This window comes from Actinopolymorpha singaporensis (assembly GCF_900104745.1).
In the GTDB taxonomy this organism is placed as follows: domain Bacteria; phylum Actinomycetota; class Actinomycetes; order Propionibacteriales; family Actinopolymorphaceae; genus Actinopolymorpha; species Actinopolymorpha singaporensis.
This window is the reverse complement of sequence record NZ_LT629732.1, coordinates 4,345,230-4,362,802: the sequence shown is the minus strand read 5'-3', so window position 1 is coordinate 4,362,802 and position 17,573 is coordinate 4,345,230. Positions and strand designations below refer to the sequence as shown.

Here is a 17,573-nt window from a genome sequence, read left to right as displayed (position 1 = left end):
ACCGGACCCCGGTCGGCCAGCGGGGTCGGCGGCCGGCTTCGTCGCAGGTCAGCGAGCCGAACGACTGATCAACCGCGTGACACCGCTCCGTGATCGTCCGTCACCAGAGCGGCGTCGTCTGCCTGGGCCATCCGCTCCACGATGTCGCGGGCGAGGTCCTGGGCGCCGAGCCCCATCTCGGCCAGCAGCTGAGGCCGCTTGTCGTGCTCGAGGAACCGCTGGGCGATGCCCGCGACGTGCAGCGGCGTGCCCACCCGGGCGTCGGACAGGGCGAGCCCGAGGGCGGCACCGCATCCGCCGACCCGGCCGCTGTCCTCCAGCGACACCACCAGCCGGTGGGTGCGGGCCAGGTCCACCAGGACGGGGTTGACCGGCTTCACCCAGCGGGGATCGACGACGGTGACGCCGATGCCCTGGCCAGTGAGCCGGGCGGCCACCTCGACTCCGGTGGCGGCCATCGAGCCGACGCAGACGAGCAGGACGTCGGTGTCACCCTCGCGGACCAGGACGTCGACCCCGTCCCGGCGTTCGATGGCGGGCACGTCGTCAACCAGCGCGCCCTTGGGGAACCGCAGCACCGTCGGAGCGTCGTCGACCGCGACCGCCTCGCGGAGCAGCTCGCGCAGCCGGGCGCCGTCGCGCGGAGCGGACAGCCGCAGACCTGGCACCACCTGCAGGATCGACATGTCCCACATGCCGTTGTGGCTCGGGCCGTCCTCGCCGGTCACCCCGGCCCGGTCGAGCACGAAGGTCGCACCGCACCCGTGCAGGGCGACGTCCATCAGCATCTGGTCGAACGCGCGGTTGAGGAAAGTGGAGTAGATCGCCACCACGGGGTGCATTCCACCCATCGCGAGACCGGCCGCCGACGTCACGGCGTGCTGCTCGGCGATACCCACGTCGAAGGACCGCTCGGGGAACTCGCGGGCGAACGCGTCCAGCCCGGTCGGGTGCCGCATGGCGGCGGTGATCGCCACGATGTCGGGACGTTCCCGGCCGAGCTCGACCAGCTCGTCGCGGAACACGTTGGTCCATTTCGCACCGGGCGCGGCGACCGGGGTGCCGGTCAGCGGGTCGAAGGCGCCGGAGGGGCTGTGGAAGCAGTCGGCCTCGTCCTGCTCGGCGATGTCGTACCCGTAGCCCTTGCGGGTCACGCAGTGCACGATGACCGGGCCGCCGAAGTTCTTCGCCTGTTCCAGAGCGTGCTCGACCAGCTCGCGGTCGTGCCCGTCGATGGGCCCGACGTACTTCATCCCGAGGTCCTCGAACAGGCCCTGCGGCGCCATCACGTCCTTGAGCCCGCGCTTGATGCCGTGCAGAACGTCGTACAGCGGCGGCCCGACCAGCGGGGTCCGGCTCAGTGACCGCTTGACGAGGTCCAGCACGCGTTCGTAGCGGGGGTCGGTGCGCAGGGCGGTGAGGTGGTCGGCGATGCCGCCGACGGTCGGGGTGTAGGAGCGGCCGTTGTCGTTGACCACGATGACCAGCGGCCGGTCCTTGGCGCCGGCGATGTTGTTCAGCGCCTCCCAGGCCATGCCGCCGGTCAGCGCGCCGTCGCCGATCACCGCGACGACGTGCCGGTCCTCACCGCGCAGCTGGTAGGCCTTCGCCAGCCCGTCGGCGTACGACAGCGACGTCGAGGCGTGGGAGTTTTCCACCAGGTCGTGCTCGGACTCCGCCCGGCTGGGGTAGCCCGACAGGCCGCCCTTCTGCCGGAGCAGGTCGAATCCGTCCTGGCGGCCGGTGAGCATCTTGTGCACGTAGGCCTGGTGGCCGACGTCGAAGATGATCCGGTCCCTGGGGGACTCGAAGACGCGGTGCAGGGCGAGGGTCAGCTCGACGATGCCGAGGTTGGGGCCCAGGTGGCCGCCGGTGCGGGAGACCTTGGCCACCAGGAAGTCGCGGATCTCGCGGGCGAGGGTGGTGAGCTGCTCGTCGGACAGAGCGTTGAGGTCGGCTGGTTCCCGTACCTTCTCGAGCACACCCATGCCGCTCCCTCCCACGCCTTTGGTCCACCGTCTGGCTGGGGTCGAGTCTAGAGTGCCGCGCGGCCGTCGGGTGGGACCTGGACTGGTGAGTAACGTACGCCACGCCCCGTTCGGCACCCCGGGTGACGGAGGTGACACGGTGGGACACTCCGGAATGCCCGCGGGACGACTTCTCCGAAAGTGTCCCGATCGGGCTACGCCGGACCGGCCACCGGGCTGCGGGCCGCGGCGCCGAGGTCCGCCGCGGGGTCACCCACCGGGCGGTGGAGCCCGTTGCCCAGGCCGGCCTCCGCACGGGCTCCGGGGCCGCCGGTGCCGTCCGGGGAATCCATGCTCGGGGTGCCCCCGCCCGCGTTCCTGGCCGGGTCGTTCCTGGCCGGGTCGTTCCTGGCCGGGTCGTTCCTGCCCGGGTCGTTCCTGGCCGGATGCCGGCCGGGCTCCGCACCGTCGCCCTGGTCGTGCCGGCGCTGGAACTGCTCGACCGCGAGGACCAGGGCGCCGAGGACCTCCGCCCGTTCCCCCGTCAGCGCGGCCACCACGGGAGTCGAGGCCACCGTGACCACGGCATACCGGGGCATCGCGGACCGCAGGGGCTCCAGCAGCAGGTCACCGGCCGCCGCGAGGTCGCCGCCCACCACCACGCGTTCGGGGTTGACGACGTTGCACAGGTTCGCGGCCACGAAGCCGATGTGCCGGCCCGCGTCGGCGACCACCCGCTGACAGCCGCCGTCGCCGGCGAGCGCACAGGTGACCAACTGCTCCACCGTCCGCACCTCGGGGTGGCTGTGCCGGATGAGTTCCAGGAGGTACGGCGCGCCCACCATCGTCTCCAGGCAGCCGCGGTTGCCGCAGGAACACACCGGGCCCATCTCGTCGATGGTGAGGTGGCCGATCTCCCCCGCGGAGCCGGCGTACCCGCGGTAGACGTTCCCGGCCACCACCAGTCCCGCGCCCAGGCCGGTGGCCGCCTTGATGTAGGCCAGGTCCGAAACGCCACGCCCGGCGCCGAAGTACAGCTCGCCCCGAGCGCCCAGGTTGGCGTCGTTGTCGGCGTAGACCGGCGCTTCCAGCCGCTCGGCGAGGTGCCGGGCGGGGTCGATCGTGGACCAGCTCGGCAGGATCGGCCACGCCGCAAGGGTGCCGCCGTCGGGACCCATAGGTGCCGGCAGGCCGAGGCCGACCGCCCGGACGCCGCACCGGGTGGTGCCGATCTCGTCCAGCAACTCGCCGACGAGCTTCTCCGCGACCGCGAGCGCCGACAACGCCGACGCGCCGACGTCGCACTCCACCCGGCGTTCGGCGCGTACGACGAAGCGCAGGTCGGACACCGCCACCCGGATGTGCCGGTGGCCGAAGTCCAGCCCGACGACCAGGCCGCCGTCGGACCGGACGCGCACCTCCTGCGCCCGCCGGCCACCCCGGATCCCCGGGGAGAGTTCGACCGCGTCCGCGTCGGCCAACTGGTGCACGATGTTGGAGACCGAGGCCGGCGAGAGACCGGTGATCCGCGCGATCTCGGCCTGACTGAGTACGCCGTGTGCCCGGACCGCTGCCAGCACCCGACGTACGTTTGCCGCCCGAAGCGACGCCTGCGAACCAGGCCGGTGCGTCACGCGCCACAGACAACTATTCCGTCATCTGATCGTCAAGGGTTTACCAGCCGGAGCACGTTGCCGTAATCGGCACGTCATGTCGCCCTGTGTGCGCGGCGGTTCTGCGGTCCGGAGGTGGACAGGCCGTAATCTGTCCACCATGCCTACCTCCACGTCGGGCTCCCCCACGTCGGGCGGCTCCACGTCCGCCACCGGCAGCTGCGTGTTCTGCGGCATCCTTGCCGACCGGTCGGCCGACCTGGTGCTGGACGAGGAGGACGTGGTGGCGTTCCTCGACGTACGCCCGGTGTTCAAGGGGCACACGCTGGTGGTCCCCCGTGCGCACGTGGACACCCTGCTCGACCTGCCCGGGGACCTGCGTGACCCCTATCTCGCGGCGATCCAGAGGGTGGCCCGGGCGATGGAGACCGGCCTCGGCGCGAAGGGGTCCTTCGTCGCGGTCAACAACCGGGTCAGCCAGAGCGTCCCGCACCTGCACACCCACGTGGTGCCGCGCACCAAGGGAGACGGCCTGCGGGGCTTCTTCTGGCCGCGGCACAAGTACGCCGACGAGGACGAGGCCAGGGAGTACGCCGCGAAGGTACGCGCGGCCCTCTGAGCGATGGACCTTCAGCTCTGCCCCGTATCCTGCCGAGCGTGCGTGCGTACGGACCCGCCGAGTGCCCCGCCGAGTGCCCGGCCGCCGGCGCGGGACCAGTGAGGTAGCCGCGGATGGCTCCTCGCAAGGACGCCAGGGCAGCGGTCCTGGCGACCTGGATCGCGCGCTTCCTGACCGCCGTGGCGATCTTCTGTGTGGTCACCGCGCTGTTCCCGGGGTTGCGGAGCGTGCTGGAACCCGTACGCGACCTCATCGAGCTGACCACCATCGGCGCTCAGCCGAACCTCGCCTACGCCGCCTACCTCGGGATCCTCGCCGCCGCGGTCCGGCGCCGCAAGCGCATCGCCTGGTGGTTCCTCGTCCTGCTGCTCATCGTGCCGAACATGGTGTACGACGTCGCCGAGGTCGTGATCGTGCACCACGGCCTGCTCAGCCTCGCCGTGCTGACGGCGGTGCTGGTGATCCTTGTCCTCGCCCGGCCCGCGTTCGACGCCGAGGTCGCGCCGCGGGCCGGCTGGCGGGCGCTGGCCACGGTGGCGGTCGCCGTCGTGGTGGGGTTCGTGCTCGGGATGGCGGCGCTGACGCTCTTCCCCGGGCAGATCGCGTCCGTCGGCGACCGGGCGGCGACCGCGCTGGTGTTCCTCACCGGTGGCACCAACGCCACGACCAACCGGTTCGACGTGTTCCGCGAGCTTGCCTCTCCCCCGCCCCCGCACCCGGTGACGGTCTTCCTCGGCCTGCTCGGCGCGGCGGTGCAGCTCGCCGGCGCCTGGGTGCTGTTCCGCCCGCGCCGCAAGACGCTGTACCAGACGCCGGACGATGACCGGCAGCTCCGTGCGCTGCTGACGACGTACGCCGAGGACTCCCTGGGCTACTTCGCGACCCGCCAGGACAAGTCGGCGATCTTCGCCCCTTCGGGCGCGGCGGCGGTCACCTACCGCGTGGTGGCCGGGGTCAGCCTGGCCTCCGGCGACCCGGTGGGCGACCCGCGGCAGTGGCCGGCGGCGATCCGTGCCTGGCTGGCCGAGGCCCGCCGCTACGCCTGGGCGCCGGCCGTGATGGGGACGACCGCGGCGGGAGCTCACGCCTACGCCGACGCGGGCCTGCACGTCCTCGAGTTCGGCGACGAGGCGGTGCTGCGGGTGGCCGACTTCGACCTGGCCGGGCGGCGGATGCGTGGCGTACGCCAGGCGGTGCAACGGCTGGAGCGGCTGGGTTACACCTGCCGGATCCGGCGGCACGCCGACATCCCCGCAGAGGAGTTCGCCGAGATCGGCTCCGACGCGGACCGGTGGCGGGGTACGCAGGGCGAGCGGGGCTTCTCGATGGCGCTCGGCCGGCTCGGCGACCCGCGCGACGGCCGGTGCGTCCTGGTCGAGTGCCTGGACCGCCACGGCTACCGGCGCGCCCTGTTGTCGTTCGCGCCGTGGGGCCGCCGGGGCCTATCCCTGGACCTGATGCGCCGCTCGCCCGCCGCGCCCAACGGCGTGGTCGAGCTGATGGTCTCCCGCCTGGTGGAGGCGGCGCGTGCACTCGGCGTGGACCGGATCTCCCTCAACTTCGCGATCTTCCGGTCCGGCCTGGTGGAGGGCGCCGAGATCGGCGCGGGCCCGGTGGCCCGGATGTGGCGGCGGACGCTGCTCCTCGCCTCGCGCTGGTGGCAGATCGAGGCGCTGTACCGCGCGAACGCCAAGTTCGAGCCCGAGTGGGTGACGAGGTTCCTGTGCTACCCGAGGTCGCGGGACCTGCCCAGGATCGCGGTGGCGTCCGGGATCGCGGAGGGCCTGGTGCCCGTCCCCGTCTGGCCGGGACGCCGGCTGCGCCGGGGCGGTGCGCGCGGGCTGGCCACGAAGGTGCCGCAGCGGGCCGGCACCGAGACGGCCGGTGCCGCCGGGCTGCCCGCTGCACCCGGTGCCGTCGGTGGTGCCGGTGCCGTCCAGACGGCAGCCGAGGGACCCGCCGGCGGAGGCGTCCGCCCCGGCGAGGAACCGGCCGCCGACCTCGACCAGCTCGAGGCCCACCGCGAACGCGCCCTGCCCGAACAGGAACGCGTCCGCCGGGACAAACTGCGCCGGCTGCGCGCGGAGGGCGTCGATCCCTACCCCGTCGGCTATCCCCGCACGGCCTCCGCCGCCGAGGTCGCCGCAGAGTTCGCCTGCCTCGGGCCCGACACCTGGACGAGCCGGCAGGTGGGCGTCGCCGGTCGGGTCGTCGGCCTGCGGACGTTCGGCGGGCTGGGCTTCGCCACCGTCCGTGACGGCACCGGCGACCTGCAGGTGATGCTCGACCAGCACCACCTGACCGACCCGGCGGCACTCGCCCGGTGGAAGCACGACGTCGATCTCGGCGACCACGTGGGCGTCACCGGCCACGTCGGTACGACCCGGTCCGGTGAGCTCACCGTCCGCGCGATCGGCTGGGCGCTGACCGCGAAGTGCCTGCGCCCCCTGCCGGACAAGTGGCACGGCCGCACCGACCCGGAGGCGCGGGTGCGCGAGCGCGCCGTCGACCTGGCCACCCGGCCCGGCAGCCGGGTCCTCTTCGCGCACCGGCGGGCCGTGGTCGCGGCGGTCCGCGACACCCTTCGGACCGGCGGGTACGAGGAGGTGGAGACGCCCATGCTGCAGCCGGTGCACGGCGGCGCGAACGCCCGGCCGTTCAGCACCCACATCAACGCCTACGACCTGCCGCTCTACCTGCGGATCGCGCCCGAGCTGTACCTCAAGCGGCTGCTCGTCGGCGGGCTGGAGCAGATCTTCGAGCTGAACCGCAACTTCCGCAACGAGGGCGCCGACGCGACGCACAACCCCGAGTTCACGATGCTGGAGGCCTACCAGGCGTACGGCGACTACCACTCCATGCGGGTGCTGGCCTGCGATCTCGTCCGTTCCGCCTGCCGTGCGGTGCATGGCGGCACCGTGCTGACTCGTACCGACCCTCACAGAACCGACGGCGCCACCATCGAGGTCGACCTCGCGCGGGAGTGGCCGGTGGTGAGCGTGCACGCGGCGGTGAGTGCCGCGCTCGGTGAGGAGGTGGGTCCCGGCACCGATGCCGAGACGCTGCGCAGGTACGCCGCACGCGCCGACGTGCACGTCGACGCGGCGGCCGGTGCCGGTGCGGCGGTCCTCGCGGTGTACGAAGCGCTGGTGGAGCCGAACACCGTCGGCCCGACGTTCTACACCGACTTCCCCACCGAGGTCTCGCCCCTCACCCGGCCGCATCGCGACGACCCGCGGCTGGCCGAACGCTGGGACCTCGTGGTGTTCGGCGTCGAGCTCGGGACGGCGTACTCCGAACTCGCCGACCCCGTGGAGCAACGCCGGCGGCTCACCGCCCAGTCGCTGCTGGCCGCAGGCGGCGACCCGGAGGCGATGCAGCTCGACGAGGACTTCCTGCGCACGCTGGAGTACGGCATGCCGCCGGCCGGCGGACTCGGTCTCGGCATCGACCGGTTGGTGATGACGTTGACCGGCCGGTCGATCCGGGAGACGCTGCTGTTCCCGTTGGTGCGTCCGCGCGGCGACCACCGCACCTGAGCCGTTCCTGGCAGCTTTCGTTCCCCACCGGCGGCCCAGTTTGGGGTAGGTTGCTCAGTCGAAAGTCGCGGGGGGCAGCCACACGGGGATCGGTACGACGCTGGAGGTCCGGCCATGACAATCGTTCGTCCTCGGGCGGCGGTACTCGCCACCATCGGAGCCATCGCGATCGCGAGCGGCGCCTATTTCGACTGGATCGGAAATCGCTCGCCGCAGCAGGTGCGCCTGCAGGAACTCCTCACCCGGCCAGCGGTCAACGACCTGGCCGGCCAGACCCTGAACTACTGGACGTCGATGGCCGCTCCGCTGGCGGTCGCCGGAGCGATCGGCGTCCTGGGCGCCCTGCTGCTGGTGCGGGTGCTGTTGTGGTTGTCGTTCCTGCTCGGCCTCGCCACCGTGGGGCTGTGGGTGGGCAGGGTCGCCTTCGCCGACGGGGCGGCACAGTTCCGGGTGGCCGACGCGCAGCCCGGCGCGTGGATCGCGCTCGGCGGGCTGGTCCTGGTGCTGATCGGCGCCTCGGCCCTGCGCCGGCGGGCCGCCACCGACGAGGAGGCCGGTGACTATCCCACCCAGGCCTACGAGGCCGCCTGACGCGTACCACTGCCGGCGCGCAGCTACCGGCTCGCAACCGGCACCCGAACGCGACGTCGCCCCCGTGCCCACGACAACGTGGGACGGGGGCGACGGGGCACCACCCGGGCGTCTGCCTCAGTGGGCGAGCAGGGACCGCAGGACGTACTGCATGATCCCGCCGTGCCGGAAGTAGTCGGCCTCACCCGGGGTGTCGATGCGTACGACGGCACGGAACTCCCGGCCGTCCGCGCGCACGGTCAGCTCACGCGGGGTCTCCCCCTCGTTGAGCGCCTCGATCCCCACCACGTCGAAGGTCTCCTCGCCGGTGAGGCCGAGCGACTCGGCCGACTCACCGTGGGCGTACTGCAGCGGCAGCACACCCATGCCGATGAGGTTGGACCGGTGGATCCGCTCGTACGACTCCGCCAACACCGCCTTGACACCGAGCAGCGCGGTGCCCTTGGCCGCCCAGTCGCGGGACGAACCCGAGCCGTACTCCTTGCCGGCAAGGATGATCAGCGGCGTGCCGGCCTCCTGGTAGTGCATGGAGGCGTCGTAGATCGTGGTGACCTCGCCGCCCGCGGTGAAGTCACGGGTGAAGCCGCCCTCGGTGCCCGGCGCCAGCTGGTTGCGCAACCGGATGTTGGCGAACGTGCCGCGGATCATCACCTCGTGGTTGCCGCGCCGCGAACCGTAGGAGTTGAAGTCGCGGAACTGCACGCCGTTGTCCAGAAGGTACGCACCAGCAGGGCTGTCCTTCTTGATCGAGCCCGCCGGGGAGATGTGGTCGGTGGTCACCGAGTCGCCCAGCTTGGCCAGCACCCGCGCACCGGTGATGTCGCGCACCGGCGTGGGCTCGGCGGACATCCCCTCGAAGTACGGCGGCTTGCGCACGTAGGTGGACTGCTCGTCCCACGCGAACAGGTCGCCCTCGGGGGTGGGCAGGCCCTGCCACTGCTCGTCGCCGGCGAACACGTCGGCGTAGTCGCGGGTGAACATCTCGCTGGCGATCGCGCCGGCGACGACCTCCTCGACCTCGTGCTCCGACGGCCAGATGTCGGCGAGGAACACGTCGTTGCCGTCGCTGTCCTGCCCGAGCGGCTCGGTGCGGAGGTCGACGTCCATGCTGCCGGCGAGGGCGTACGCCACCACCAGCGGGGGGGACGCGAGGTAGTTCATCTTCACGTCGGGGTTGATGCGGCCCTCGAAGTTGCGGTTGCCGGACAGGACCGACACCGCGGTGAGGTCGGCGTCGTTGACGGCCTGGCTCACCTCGGGGATGAGCGGGCCGGAGTTGCCGATGCAGGTGGTGCAGCCGTAGCCGACCAGGTTGAAGCCGAGCTTGTCGAGGTACGGCGTGAGACCGGCCCGCTCGTAGTAGTCCATGACGACCTTCGAACCCGGCGCCAGGGTGGTCTTGACCCAGGGCTTGCGGTTCAGGCCGCGCTCGACCGCCTTCTTGGCCAGCAGTGCCGCACCCACCATCACCGACGGGTTGGAGGTGTTGGTGCAGGAGGTGATCGCGGCGATCACCACAGCGCCGTGGTCGAGCTCGCACTCGGTGCCGTCGGCGAGGGTGACCCGGGTCGGCGCGGTCGGCCGCCCGTTCGCTCCGCGGGCGGCCGAGGCGTAGCCCGCCGGCTGGTCGGCGTGGTTGTCACCGCTGAAGGAGGGCGCGTCGCTGGCCGGGAAGGACTCCGCGGACGCCTCGTCGTAACCCTTCTCGTCGCCGTTCGTCTTCGGCGCGGCGGCGACGTAGTCGGTGAGCACGCCGCGGAAGACCTGCTTGGCGTCGCTGAGGCTCACCCGGTCCTGCGGCCGCTTCGGCCCGGCGATGGACGGGACGACCGTGGAAAGGTCGAGCTCGAGGTACTCGGAGTAGGCGGCCTCGCGCTCGGGCTCGTGCCACAGGCCCTGCTCCTTGGCGTACGCCTCGACCAGTGCGACCTGCTCGTCCGGACGGCCTGTCAACCGCAGGTAGCGCACGGTCTCCTCGTCGATCGGGAACACCGCGATCGTGGAGCCGTACTCCGGGGACATGTTGCCGATGGTGGCGCGGTTGGCGAGCGGGACCGCTCCCACACCCGGGCCGTAGAACTCCACGAACTTCCCGACCACGCCGTGCTTGCGCAGCATCTCGGTGATGGTGAGCACCAGGTCGGTGGCGGTGGCGCCCTCGGGGAGCTCGCCGTTCAGCTTGAAGCCGACCACGCGCGGGATGAGCATCGACACCGGCTGGCCGAGCATGGCCGCCTCGGCCTCGATGCCGCCCACGCCCCAGCCGACGACGCCGAGGCCGTTGACCATCGTGGTGTGGGAGTCGGTGCCGACGCAGGTGTCGGGGTAGGCCTGCCGGGAGCCGTCGACCTCGCGGCCGAAGACCACCCGGGCGAGGTGCTCGATGTTGACCTGGTGCACGATGCCGGTGCCCGGCGGCACGACCCGGAAGTCGTCGAAGGCACCCTGGCCCCAGCGCAGGAACTGGTAGCGCTCCTTGTTGCGTTCGTACTCGATCTCGACGTTGCGGGCGAACGCGTCCGGCGTACCGAACACGTCGGCGATGACGGAGTGGTCGATGACCAGCTCGGCCGGCGACAGCGGGTTGATCCGCGCCGGGTCGCCGCCGAGGTCGCGCACCGCCTCACGCATCGTGGCCAGGTCGACCACGGCGGGCACGCCGGTGAAGTCCTGCATGATGACCCGGGCCGGGGTGAACTGGATCTCCTTGCTGGGTTCGCTGTTCGCGTCCCACTGCGCGAGTGCCCGGATGTCGTCGGCGGTGATGTTGGCGCCGTCCTCGGTGCGCAGGAGGTTCTCCAGCAGGATCTTCAGGCTGTACGGCAGCCGCTCGGCGCTGTCGACGGCGGCGAGCCGGTAGATCTCGTACGACGCCTCACCGACCTCGAGCTGTCCCTTGGCTCCGAAGCTGTCGACGCTCGCCATGGCCCTCTCCCCTTGTCCGTTGGATCTGTCCGCAGAGTCCGGCCGAGTCCCGGTAGGTCCCGGTCGATCCTGCGTTGTCGGCCCGTCGGCCATCCTGCCCACCGATGCTCCGGGTGCACCGGCCGGGGTCCGGATGCGGTCCGGCCCCATCGTAATTATCTCGACGTCAAGATACACGGATCGGGCGAGCCGGCGCCACCCGTCCCCTCGAGCTGCCGGACTACCGGCGGCAGCAGCCTCGGTCAGCGACCGGAATCGTCCCGGGCGGCCAGCCGGGCCAGCATCGCGTTGTAGTCCGAAAGCCGGTCGTCACCGGCGTCGGCGCGCCGGTCCAGCCGCTTCGCCTCCCGGGCGTCGGCTCGCACCCACTGCGCGAACACCACACCGAGGACGATGAGGACCGGGAGCTCCGCCGCGGCCCACGCGATCCCCCCGCCGACGTTCTGGTCGGCCAGCGGGTCCAGCCACGGCAGCCGCAGGCCGGCGAACCACTCCGCGCCGAGCACCGTCGTGGTGGTCATCACGATCACGCCGAAGAACGCGTGGAACGGCATGGACGCGAACAACAGCAGCATTCGGCCGAACGGCGGCAGCCGGCGTGGCATCGGGTCCAGCCCGATGATCGGCCAGAAGTACAGCGACCCGACCGCCAGGAAGTGGAACGTCATCAGCAGGTGGCCGGTGTGGTTGCTCATCGCCGCGGCGAACAGCCCGGTGAAGTAGAACGCGTACAGGCTCAGGACGTACAACGCCAGCGCCACCAGAGGATGGGTGATCACCCGGGCCACCCGGCTGTGCAGCACGGTGAGGATCCACTCGCGCATGCCCCGACCCTGGTTCTGCTCCCGGCCTCCGCGGCGGCCGGCCGGCAGGGCGCGCAGCGCCAGCGTCACCGGAGCGCCCATGGCCAGGAGGATCGGCGAGAGCATGGTGAGCGTCATGTGCTGGGCCATGTGCACGCTGAACATCGCCGGTGCGTACGTCGCCACACCCGAGCACAACACGAAGACGGTGACGGCCACCCCGAACAACCAGCTGACCGTACGCCCGACCGGCCAGCGCAGGTCCCGGGTCCGCAGCCGCCACACCCCGCGCAGGTAGAGGACGACGCCCGTGGCCGCGGCGACCAGCACCAGCGTGTCCGGCCGCCACAGTGTGAGCACGTGCGACCAGGAGAACGGCGGAACGGCCCAGCCGATCAGGGCCTGCGCGGTCGACTGGCGCTCCGCCTCCTCCGGCACCGGCGTGGGGGTGCGCGACAGCGCGACGGCCAGCCCGATCGTGGCGGCCATCACCGTCGCCTCCACTGCGGCGAAGCGGCGGAAACCGCCAGGCGTCTTCCGTCCCAGGGCAGGCAGGGTCCGGCGGCGGTGCCACCAGCCGAACCAGCCGAGGGCGACCAGTGCGGCGAGCTTGCCGAGGACCAGCCAGCCGTACGACGAGGTGAACAGCGGAGCGATCCCGCCGAGGCGTACCCACGCGTTGACCAGCCCGGAGAAGCCCGCGGCGGCGAAGCACCACAGGGCCAGCGCGCTGTACCGGCCGGCGGCACTGCCCAGCGCGGGTGTGGTCGCCCGCCGGCCGTACACCGCCAGGCCGGCCAGGCCGCCGACCCACAGCGTCACCGCGACGATGTGCACCAGCAGGCTGGAGGTGGCGATGTCGTGGTCGGCGGCGGAGGCGGAGTGACCGGTCAGTGCCGGCGGCAGCGTGGCGGTGACCGCCAGCACGAGCAGCAGGGCGACGCCGTTGAGCGTACGCACGCCGCGTGCGGTGGCGGCCAGGATGACCGCGAGCAGGAAGACGACCGCCAGCGACCGGCCCTGGGTCACCTCGGCGACGAAACCGGCCAGGTTGTCCCGGTAGTCCAGGCGGGTGACCGGGATGCCGAGGAAGTCCGAGAGGGTGAACATCAGGGTCAGCGCGGCGGCTGCCGCCCACGCCCACGCACAGGTCGCCGCTCCGCGCAGCGCCCGGGTGGCGGCGGGTTCGAGCGCCCCGGCCCGCGTGGGCGCCAGCACCCCGAACAACAACGACCCCACCGCGCCGACCGCGGCGAGATCCATGGCCAGCTTGGCGATCGGCAGGCCCCAGCCGGTCAGCATCCCCGGGTCGGGCAGCCCCGGGGCGGCAGGCTTCGGCCGTCCCCCGCCCACCACCAGGGCGATCACGAGCACGCCCACCCCGGCCAGCAGCCAGGCGGCCGCGACCCAGGGGACGTGGCCGGCCGGACCCGGGCGGCTGTCGCCCCGGACCGGCCGGCTGCCGGCGTCTCGACGTTCGGTCACGCTCACAGCATCCCCACCTAACTCTCGCCCGGTGACGGCGGGTCGCCGTCGCGCCGCCGCCGGGCGGCGATCAGCCCGCTGCCGGCGGCGACCACCACGAGCGCCGCCACTCCGATCGGCCACCACGGCGTACCGGAGGAGTTCTTCTTGCCCGCCGCGGACCGCGTGCCGGGTTTCGCCGGCTTCGTGGTGGCCGGCATAGCGTGTCCTCCTCCGGCGGTGCGGGTGGTGAACCTCAGCGTCCCCGACACCGGGTGCCCGTCGGCGGACACCACCCGCCAGGCGACCTGGTAGGTACCGGCCGGGCCCAGGTCGGCCAGCCGCTGGGTCACCTTGGTACCCAGCACCCGCGCGCCGCCGGACTGGTAGGTGGCGCCGCCGGGCCCGCTGACCGCGACGAAGTCGAACTTCCGGGAGATCGCCTCGTCGAACTCCAGCGTGATCCGCCGCGGTGGCCGGTCGAGCACCGCGCCGTCCTTCGGGTCGCTGGAGACCAGCGCCGCGTGGGCGAACGCCGGAACCGACGACCAGGCCTGCAGGCCCAGGCACCCGGCGAGCACCAGCGCGGTGGCGAGCACCCTCGCTCCGGCACCCCGCGCTCTCGCACCCCGCGCTCTTCCGGGCGCTCCGGCCGGGCTGGTTCGGCCGAGCGTCCCCGGCCCGCCGGTCATCGTGCCCCGCCCCGGCCGAGCCGGCGGACGGCCAGCACGGCGTACCCGGCGGCGGCCAGGCCGAGGATCCCGACCGCCAGTCCGGCCGTCCCCAGCGTGCGGGCGGTGGAGTCCGCCGACGCGGCGCTGGGGTCCGCCGATGCGGCGGTGGAGTCGGCTGCGGGCTCAACGCCGTGGTGACCGCCTGAGCCGGCGACCAGCGTGAGCGTCGGAGCGGGATGCTCCGGCTCGGCGGCCCCCGGCGCCTGGGGCTGGTCCCAGCGCACGACCTTCCTGTCGTCGTACGTCTGGACGGTGGGGAACGACATCGACGACGTGGACGTCTTCTCCGGCAGCGGGCCGACCGACACGTCGAACTCGTCGAACTCCCCCGGCCCGATCGCGGAGCCCTCGGCGGCGGTCCAGGTGACCGCGGTGACGGCGCGGTCCAGTCGTACGTCACCGACGTCGACCGGCCGCGGAAGCTCGGACTCGGTCACCTTCACCGTCCAGCCTGGGTGCGGCTTCACCCGGACCGACGGGAGCGGCGTCGCCGCCGGGAAGTTCACCCGGACCCGGACGGTCGAGGCGGTGCCGGACTCGTTGGGCACCCGGAAGGTGAGCTTGGCGTACTCGCCCCGGCCGGCCTCGCCGGGATCGACGGTCACGTGAGCGGAGGCGATCCCGGCGGACAGCAGCAGGGCAGCGGCGGCGGTGCCGGTGACCACGGCCGCGCGCCGCAGCGACGTGCGGACCGACCGTGAGGTACGGACGGGGTGAAGCGGTCTGGCGTGCATGAGAACCCTTCGGCAAACCCGCGCCAGGATGCGGTACCAGCGGTCGGGTACCCGGCGCGGCGACATGGGCGACAGGACGGCGGCTCGGTCGGCTCCCGGCCCGTCCGCACTCTCGTCGTCCCGTCCGCCGGTGCTGAGCAGGCTGAAGGGGATGGCGGTGGATGTGGCGGTGGCTCAGGCCGGCGCCGGCATGGGGGCCGGTGGTCCTCGCCGCCGGTGGGCTCGGCGGATCCGGAGCTCACGGGCCCCCGGGAGATCGTCGTCGTGGTTGCGCGCGGGGGTGACGTTCACCCCTGCCGGGGCCGGCAGGGTCAGGGTGGGCAGGCGCACCAGCCCGAACAGGTGGAACGCCGCCCACACGAGCGTCTCGCCGGCCGTGGCCAGGGCCGCGAGCACCACGGCGGCGCCGAGGTGGGCGAGGGCCATCACCGGGCCTGGGGACACCTCCGCCAACGCGCCGGCGACCGAGCCGGACGTGAGAGTGGTTCCGGTCGTGAGTTCGTACCCGTGGGAACAGGCGAGAGAGAACAGGACGTGGAAGACCGCCTGCGCCACCAGGGCGGCCGCGAGGATCCGGCCGAACGCTCGCCGCCGGTCGGCGAGCACCGCGAACGCCGCGCCGACGACGACCGTGCCGGCCACCAGCGCCGCCACCGGCGGCGGATCGCCGCTCGCGCCGGCGTGACCCAGCACCGCCAGGGCGGTGCAACAGCCCGCGAGCAACGCGCCGCGGATGATCCGCGGCGGCCCACTGCCGGGGTGGCTCACGACCGGTCCCGTTCGCTCGGAAGTACGTCGGTCCAGAGTCTAGGTGCGTCCAGCGGCGTGGCGGCCCCCCGGTGGCCAGTGCCCTGTTCGCCCGGCTGCCAGGAGCCGGCGCCGCCCGCGACGGCTCCCGTCACCAGGACGAGGAAGCCGCCGCAGACGCACCGTACGTACGTCACCGTGCCCGCGGACGTGCCGTGCCGGGACAACAACTCGCCCGCTCCGCCCGGTTCGCCCAGGTCGGCTACCGGCCAGCCGCAGGTCGGACAGCCCTCGTGGTCGTGCACCTCCCCAGCGTGCTGTCATGGTCTTGTGCACTTCAACCATTACGGAGGATCGGCGGCCCGGCTGGCGACCGCTCTGGTCAACCAGTGCCGGGAGGCCGCCGGCCCGCCCGACCCGGAAGCGCTGGCCCGGATCCTGGCCGCGCACCAGCTCGAGCCCGGACGGCTGACCCGGCGCGAAGCCGGCGACCTGGCCGCCTGGGCCGCCCACCTGGACCAGGCGTACGGCGAGCCCGACCTGGACCGCCAGGTCGCCCTGGTCAACGAACTGCTCGACCTCGGCGCGAGCCGCCCTTTCGTCAGCCGGCACGGCGGCCGGCCACCGCACCTGCACTACTTCCCCGAGGACCCGGACGTGGTGACCCGCGTCCGCGCCCAGACCGCCGCCGGCCTCGCGCACGTGGTCTGCGACGCCGCCGGGCAACGGCTCGGGCGCTGCGACCGGGACGGGTGCGGTGCGGTGTTCCTGGACACCTCCCGCAACGGCCGGCGGCGGTTCTGTTCGCTGCGGTGTGCCAACCGGGTGCGCGTCGCAGACCACCGCGCCCGGTCGGTGCGCTGAGCCCGGTCGGTGCGCTGAGCCCCGGGTCAGCGCAGCTGCGGGGCAACCTGCTCCGCGATCAGCTCCACCTGGTCCAGGTCGGTGAGGTCGAGCAGCTGGAGGTAGAACCTCGACACGCCGAGCTCGGCGTACGTGCCGATCCGGTCGACCAGCTCCGCCGGCGTACCGGCCAGGCCGCGTTCCCGCAGCGCCGCCGGGTCCTGGCCGACGGCCGCGGCCCGCCGGGCCACCTCGGCGTCGTCGCGGCCGCAGCTCACGGTCAGCGCGGCCGACAGCCGGAGCGTGCCGGGGTCGCGGCCCTGTTCGGCGCACACCGACCGGACCCGTTCATACGCCGGCGCCATCTCCTCCGGAGGAGCGAAGCCGAGGTTGAACTCCGCGGCGTACTTCGCCGCCAGTGCGGGCGTACGGCGGCGCCCGGCACCGCCCACGATGATCGGCGGGTGTGGCGACTGGACCGGCTTGGGCAGCCCGGTCGCGTCGGTGAGCTGGTAGTGCTCGCCCTCGAAGCCGAACCGCTCGCCCACCGGCGTCGACCACAGCCCGGTGAGGATCGCGAGCTGCTCGGCGAACAGCTCGAACCGCCGGGAGGGGAACGGCAGTCCGAGCGCCCGGTGCTCCCGCTCGTACCAACCGGCGCCGAGCCCGAGTTCGACCCGGCCTCCGGACATCTGGTCCACCTGCGCCACCTGCACGGCGAGCAACCCCGGCGGCCGGAAGGTCACCGGCGAGACCAGGGTGCCCAGCCGGATCCGGGTGGTGTCGCGGGCCAGGCCGGCCAGCGTCGTCCACGCATCGGTGGGACCGGGCAGTCCGTCCGGTCCGGCGGTCGGCATGCCGTCGATGGCGAGCAGGTGGTCGGAACGGAAGAACGCGTCGTAGCCGCAGTCCTCCGCCGCACGGGCGAGGCGGAGCTGGTCGTCGTACGTCGCGCCCTGCTGGGGTTCGGTGAAGATGCGCAGGTCCATGCCGG

At 72.8% G+C, this 17,573-nt stretch carries 13 protein-coding genes; 4 read left to right on the top strand and 9 right to left on the bottom strand.

Features of this window, described 5'->3' with window-relative positions:
• Positions 1 to 68 precede the first annotated feature (68 nt).
• A complete protein-coding gene (gene dxs / locus BLU27_RS19585; protein WP_092655124.1) occupies positions 69 to 1,988 on the bottom strand; it encodes a 1-deoxy-D-xylulose-5-phosphate synthase in 1,920 nt (639 codons plus the stop codon).
• A gap of 194 nt (positions 1,989 to 2,182) precedes the next feature.
• Complete coding sequence (locus BLU27_RS19580; protein WP_241827524.1) at positions 2,183 to 3,547, bottom strand: ROK family transcriptional regulator; 1,365 nt, start codon at positions 3,545 to 3,547, stop codon at positions 2,183 to 2,185.
• Positions 3,548 to 3,740: 193 nt separating this feature from the next.
• Between BLU27_RS19580 and BLU27_RS19575 the strand changes: the two genes are divergently transcribed.
• From BLU27_RS19575 to BLU27_RS19565, 3 genes are all read left to right on the top strand, one after another.
• Positions 3,741 to 4,199 (top strand): HIT family protein, encoded by a 459-nt coding sequence (locus tag BLU27_RS19575; RefSeq protein WP_092655123.1) that lies wholly within the window; start codon positions 3,741 to 3,743, stop codon positions 4,197 to 4,199.
• Positions 4,200 to 4,312: 113 nt separating this feature from the next.
• Complete coding sequence (lysX, locus tag BLU27_RS19570) at positions 4,313 to 7,738, top strand: bifunctional lysylphosphatidylglycerol synthetase/lysine--tRNA ligase LysX (RefSeq protein ID WP_092655122.1); 3,426 nt, start codon at positions 4,313 to 4,315, stop codon at positions 7,736 to 7,738.
• Positions 7,739 to 7,852: 114 nt separating this feature from the next.
• Positions 7,853 to 8,329: a hypothetical protein gene (locus BLU27_RS19565; protein WP_092655121.1), complete on the top strand. Its 477-nt coding sequence runs from the start codon at positions 7,853 to 7,855 to the stop codon at positions 8,327 to 8,329.
• Between the two features lie 117 nt (positions 8,330 to 8,446).
• Here BLU27_RS19565 and BLU27_RS19560 read toward each other — a convergent pair whose 3' ends face one another.
• The 6 genes from BLU27_RS19560 to BLU27_RS19535 form a co-directional block, all read right to left on the bottom strand.
• Complete coding sequence (locus tag BLU27_RS19560; RefSeq protein ID WP_092655120.1) at positions 8,447 to 11,254, bottom strand: aconitate hydratase; 2,808 nt, start codon at positions 11,252 to 11,254, stop codon at positions 8,447 to 8,449.
• A gap of 242 nt (positions 11,255 to 11,496) precedes the next feature.
• Complete coding sequence (locus BLU27_RS19555) at positions 11,497 to 13,542, bottom strand: bifunctional copper resistance protein CopD/cytochrome c oxidase assembly protein (RefSeq protein WP_157728700.1); 2,046 nt, start codon at positions 13,540 to 13,542, stop codon at positions 11,497 to 11,499.
• 17 nt (positions 13,543 to 13,559) lie between these two features.
• Positions 13,560 to 14,120 carry a copper resistance CopC family protein gene (locus BLU27_RS19550; protein WP_157728698.1) on the bottom strand — a complete coding sequence of 187 codons (561 nt, stop codon included), beginning with the start codon at positions 14,118 to 14,120 and terminating at the stop codon, positions 13,560 to 13,562.
• Between the two features lie 89 nt (positions 14,121 to 14,209).
• Positions 14,210 to 14,989 (bottom strand): YcnI family copper-binding membrane protein, encoded by a 780-nt coding sequence (locus BLU27_RS19545; protein WP_092655117.1) that lies wholly within the window; start codon positions 14,987 to 14,989, stop codon positions 14,210 to 14,212.
• Between the two features lie 174 nt (positions 14,990 to 15,163).
• Complete coding sequence (locus BLU27_RS19540; protein WP_092655116.1) at positions 15,164 to 15,757, bottom strand: hypothetical protein; 594 nt, start codon at positions 15,755 to 15,757, stop codon at positions 15,164 to 15,166.
• The gene (locus tag BLU27_RS19535) at positions 15,754 to 16,041 is read right to left on the bottom strand and encodes a hypothetical protein (protein WP_092655115.1); all 288 of its coding nucleotides are present in this window, start codon (positions 16,039 to 16,041) and stop codon (positions 15,754 to 15,756) included. The genes BLU27_RS19540 and BLU27_RS19535 overlap by 4 nt, the downstream gene beginning before the upstream one ends.
• Before the next feature lie 25 nt (positions 16,042 to 16,066).
• Here BLU27_RS19535 and BLU27_RS19530 point away from each other — a divergent pair, with 25 nt between their 5' ends.
• Positions 16,067 to 16,600 carry a CGNR zinc finger domain-containing protein gene (locus tag BLU27_RS19530; protein WP_092655114.1) on the top strand — a complete coding sequence of 178 codons (534 nt, stop codon included), beginning with the start codon at positions 16,067 to 16,069 and terminating at the stop codon, positions 16,598 to 16,600.
• A gap of 26 nt (positions 16,601 to 16,626) precedes the next feature.
• Here BLU27_RS19530 and BLU27_RS19525 read toward each other — a convergent pair whose 3' ends face one another.
• Complete coding sequence (locus tag BLU27_RS19525) at positions 16,627 to 17,568, bottom strand: LLM class F420-dependent oxidoreductase (RefSeq protein ID WP_092655113.1); 942 nt, start codon at positions 17,566 to 17,568, stop codon at positions 16,627 to 16,629.
• Between the last annotated feature and the right edge of the window lie 5 nt (positions 17,569 to 17,573).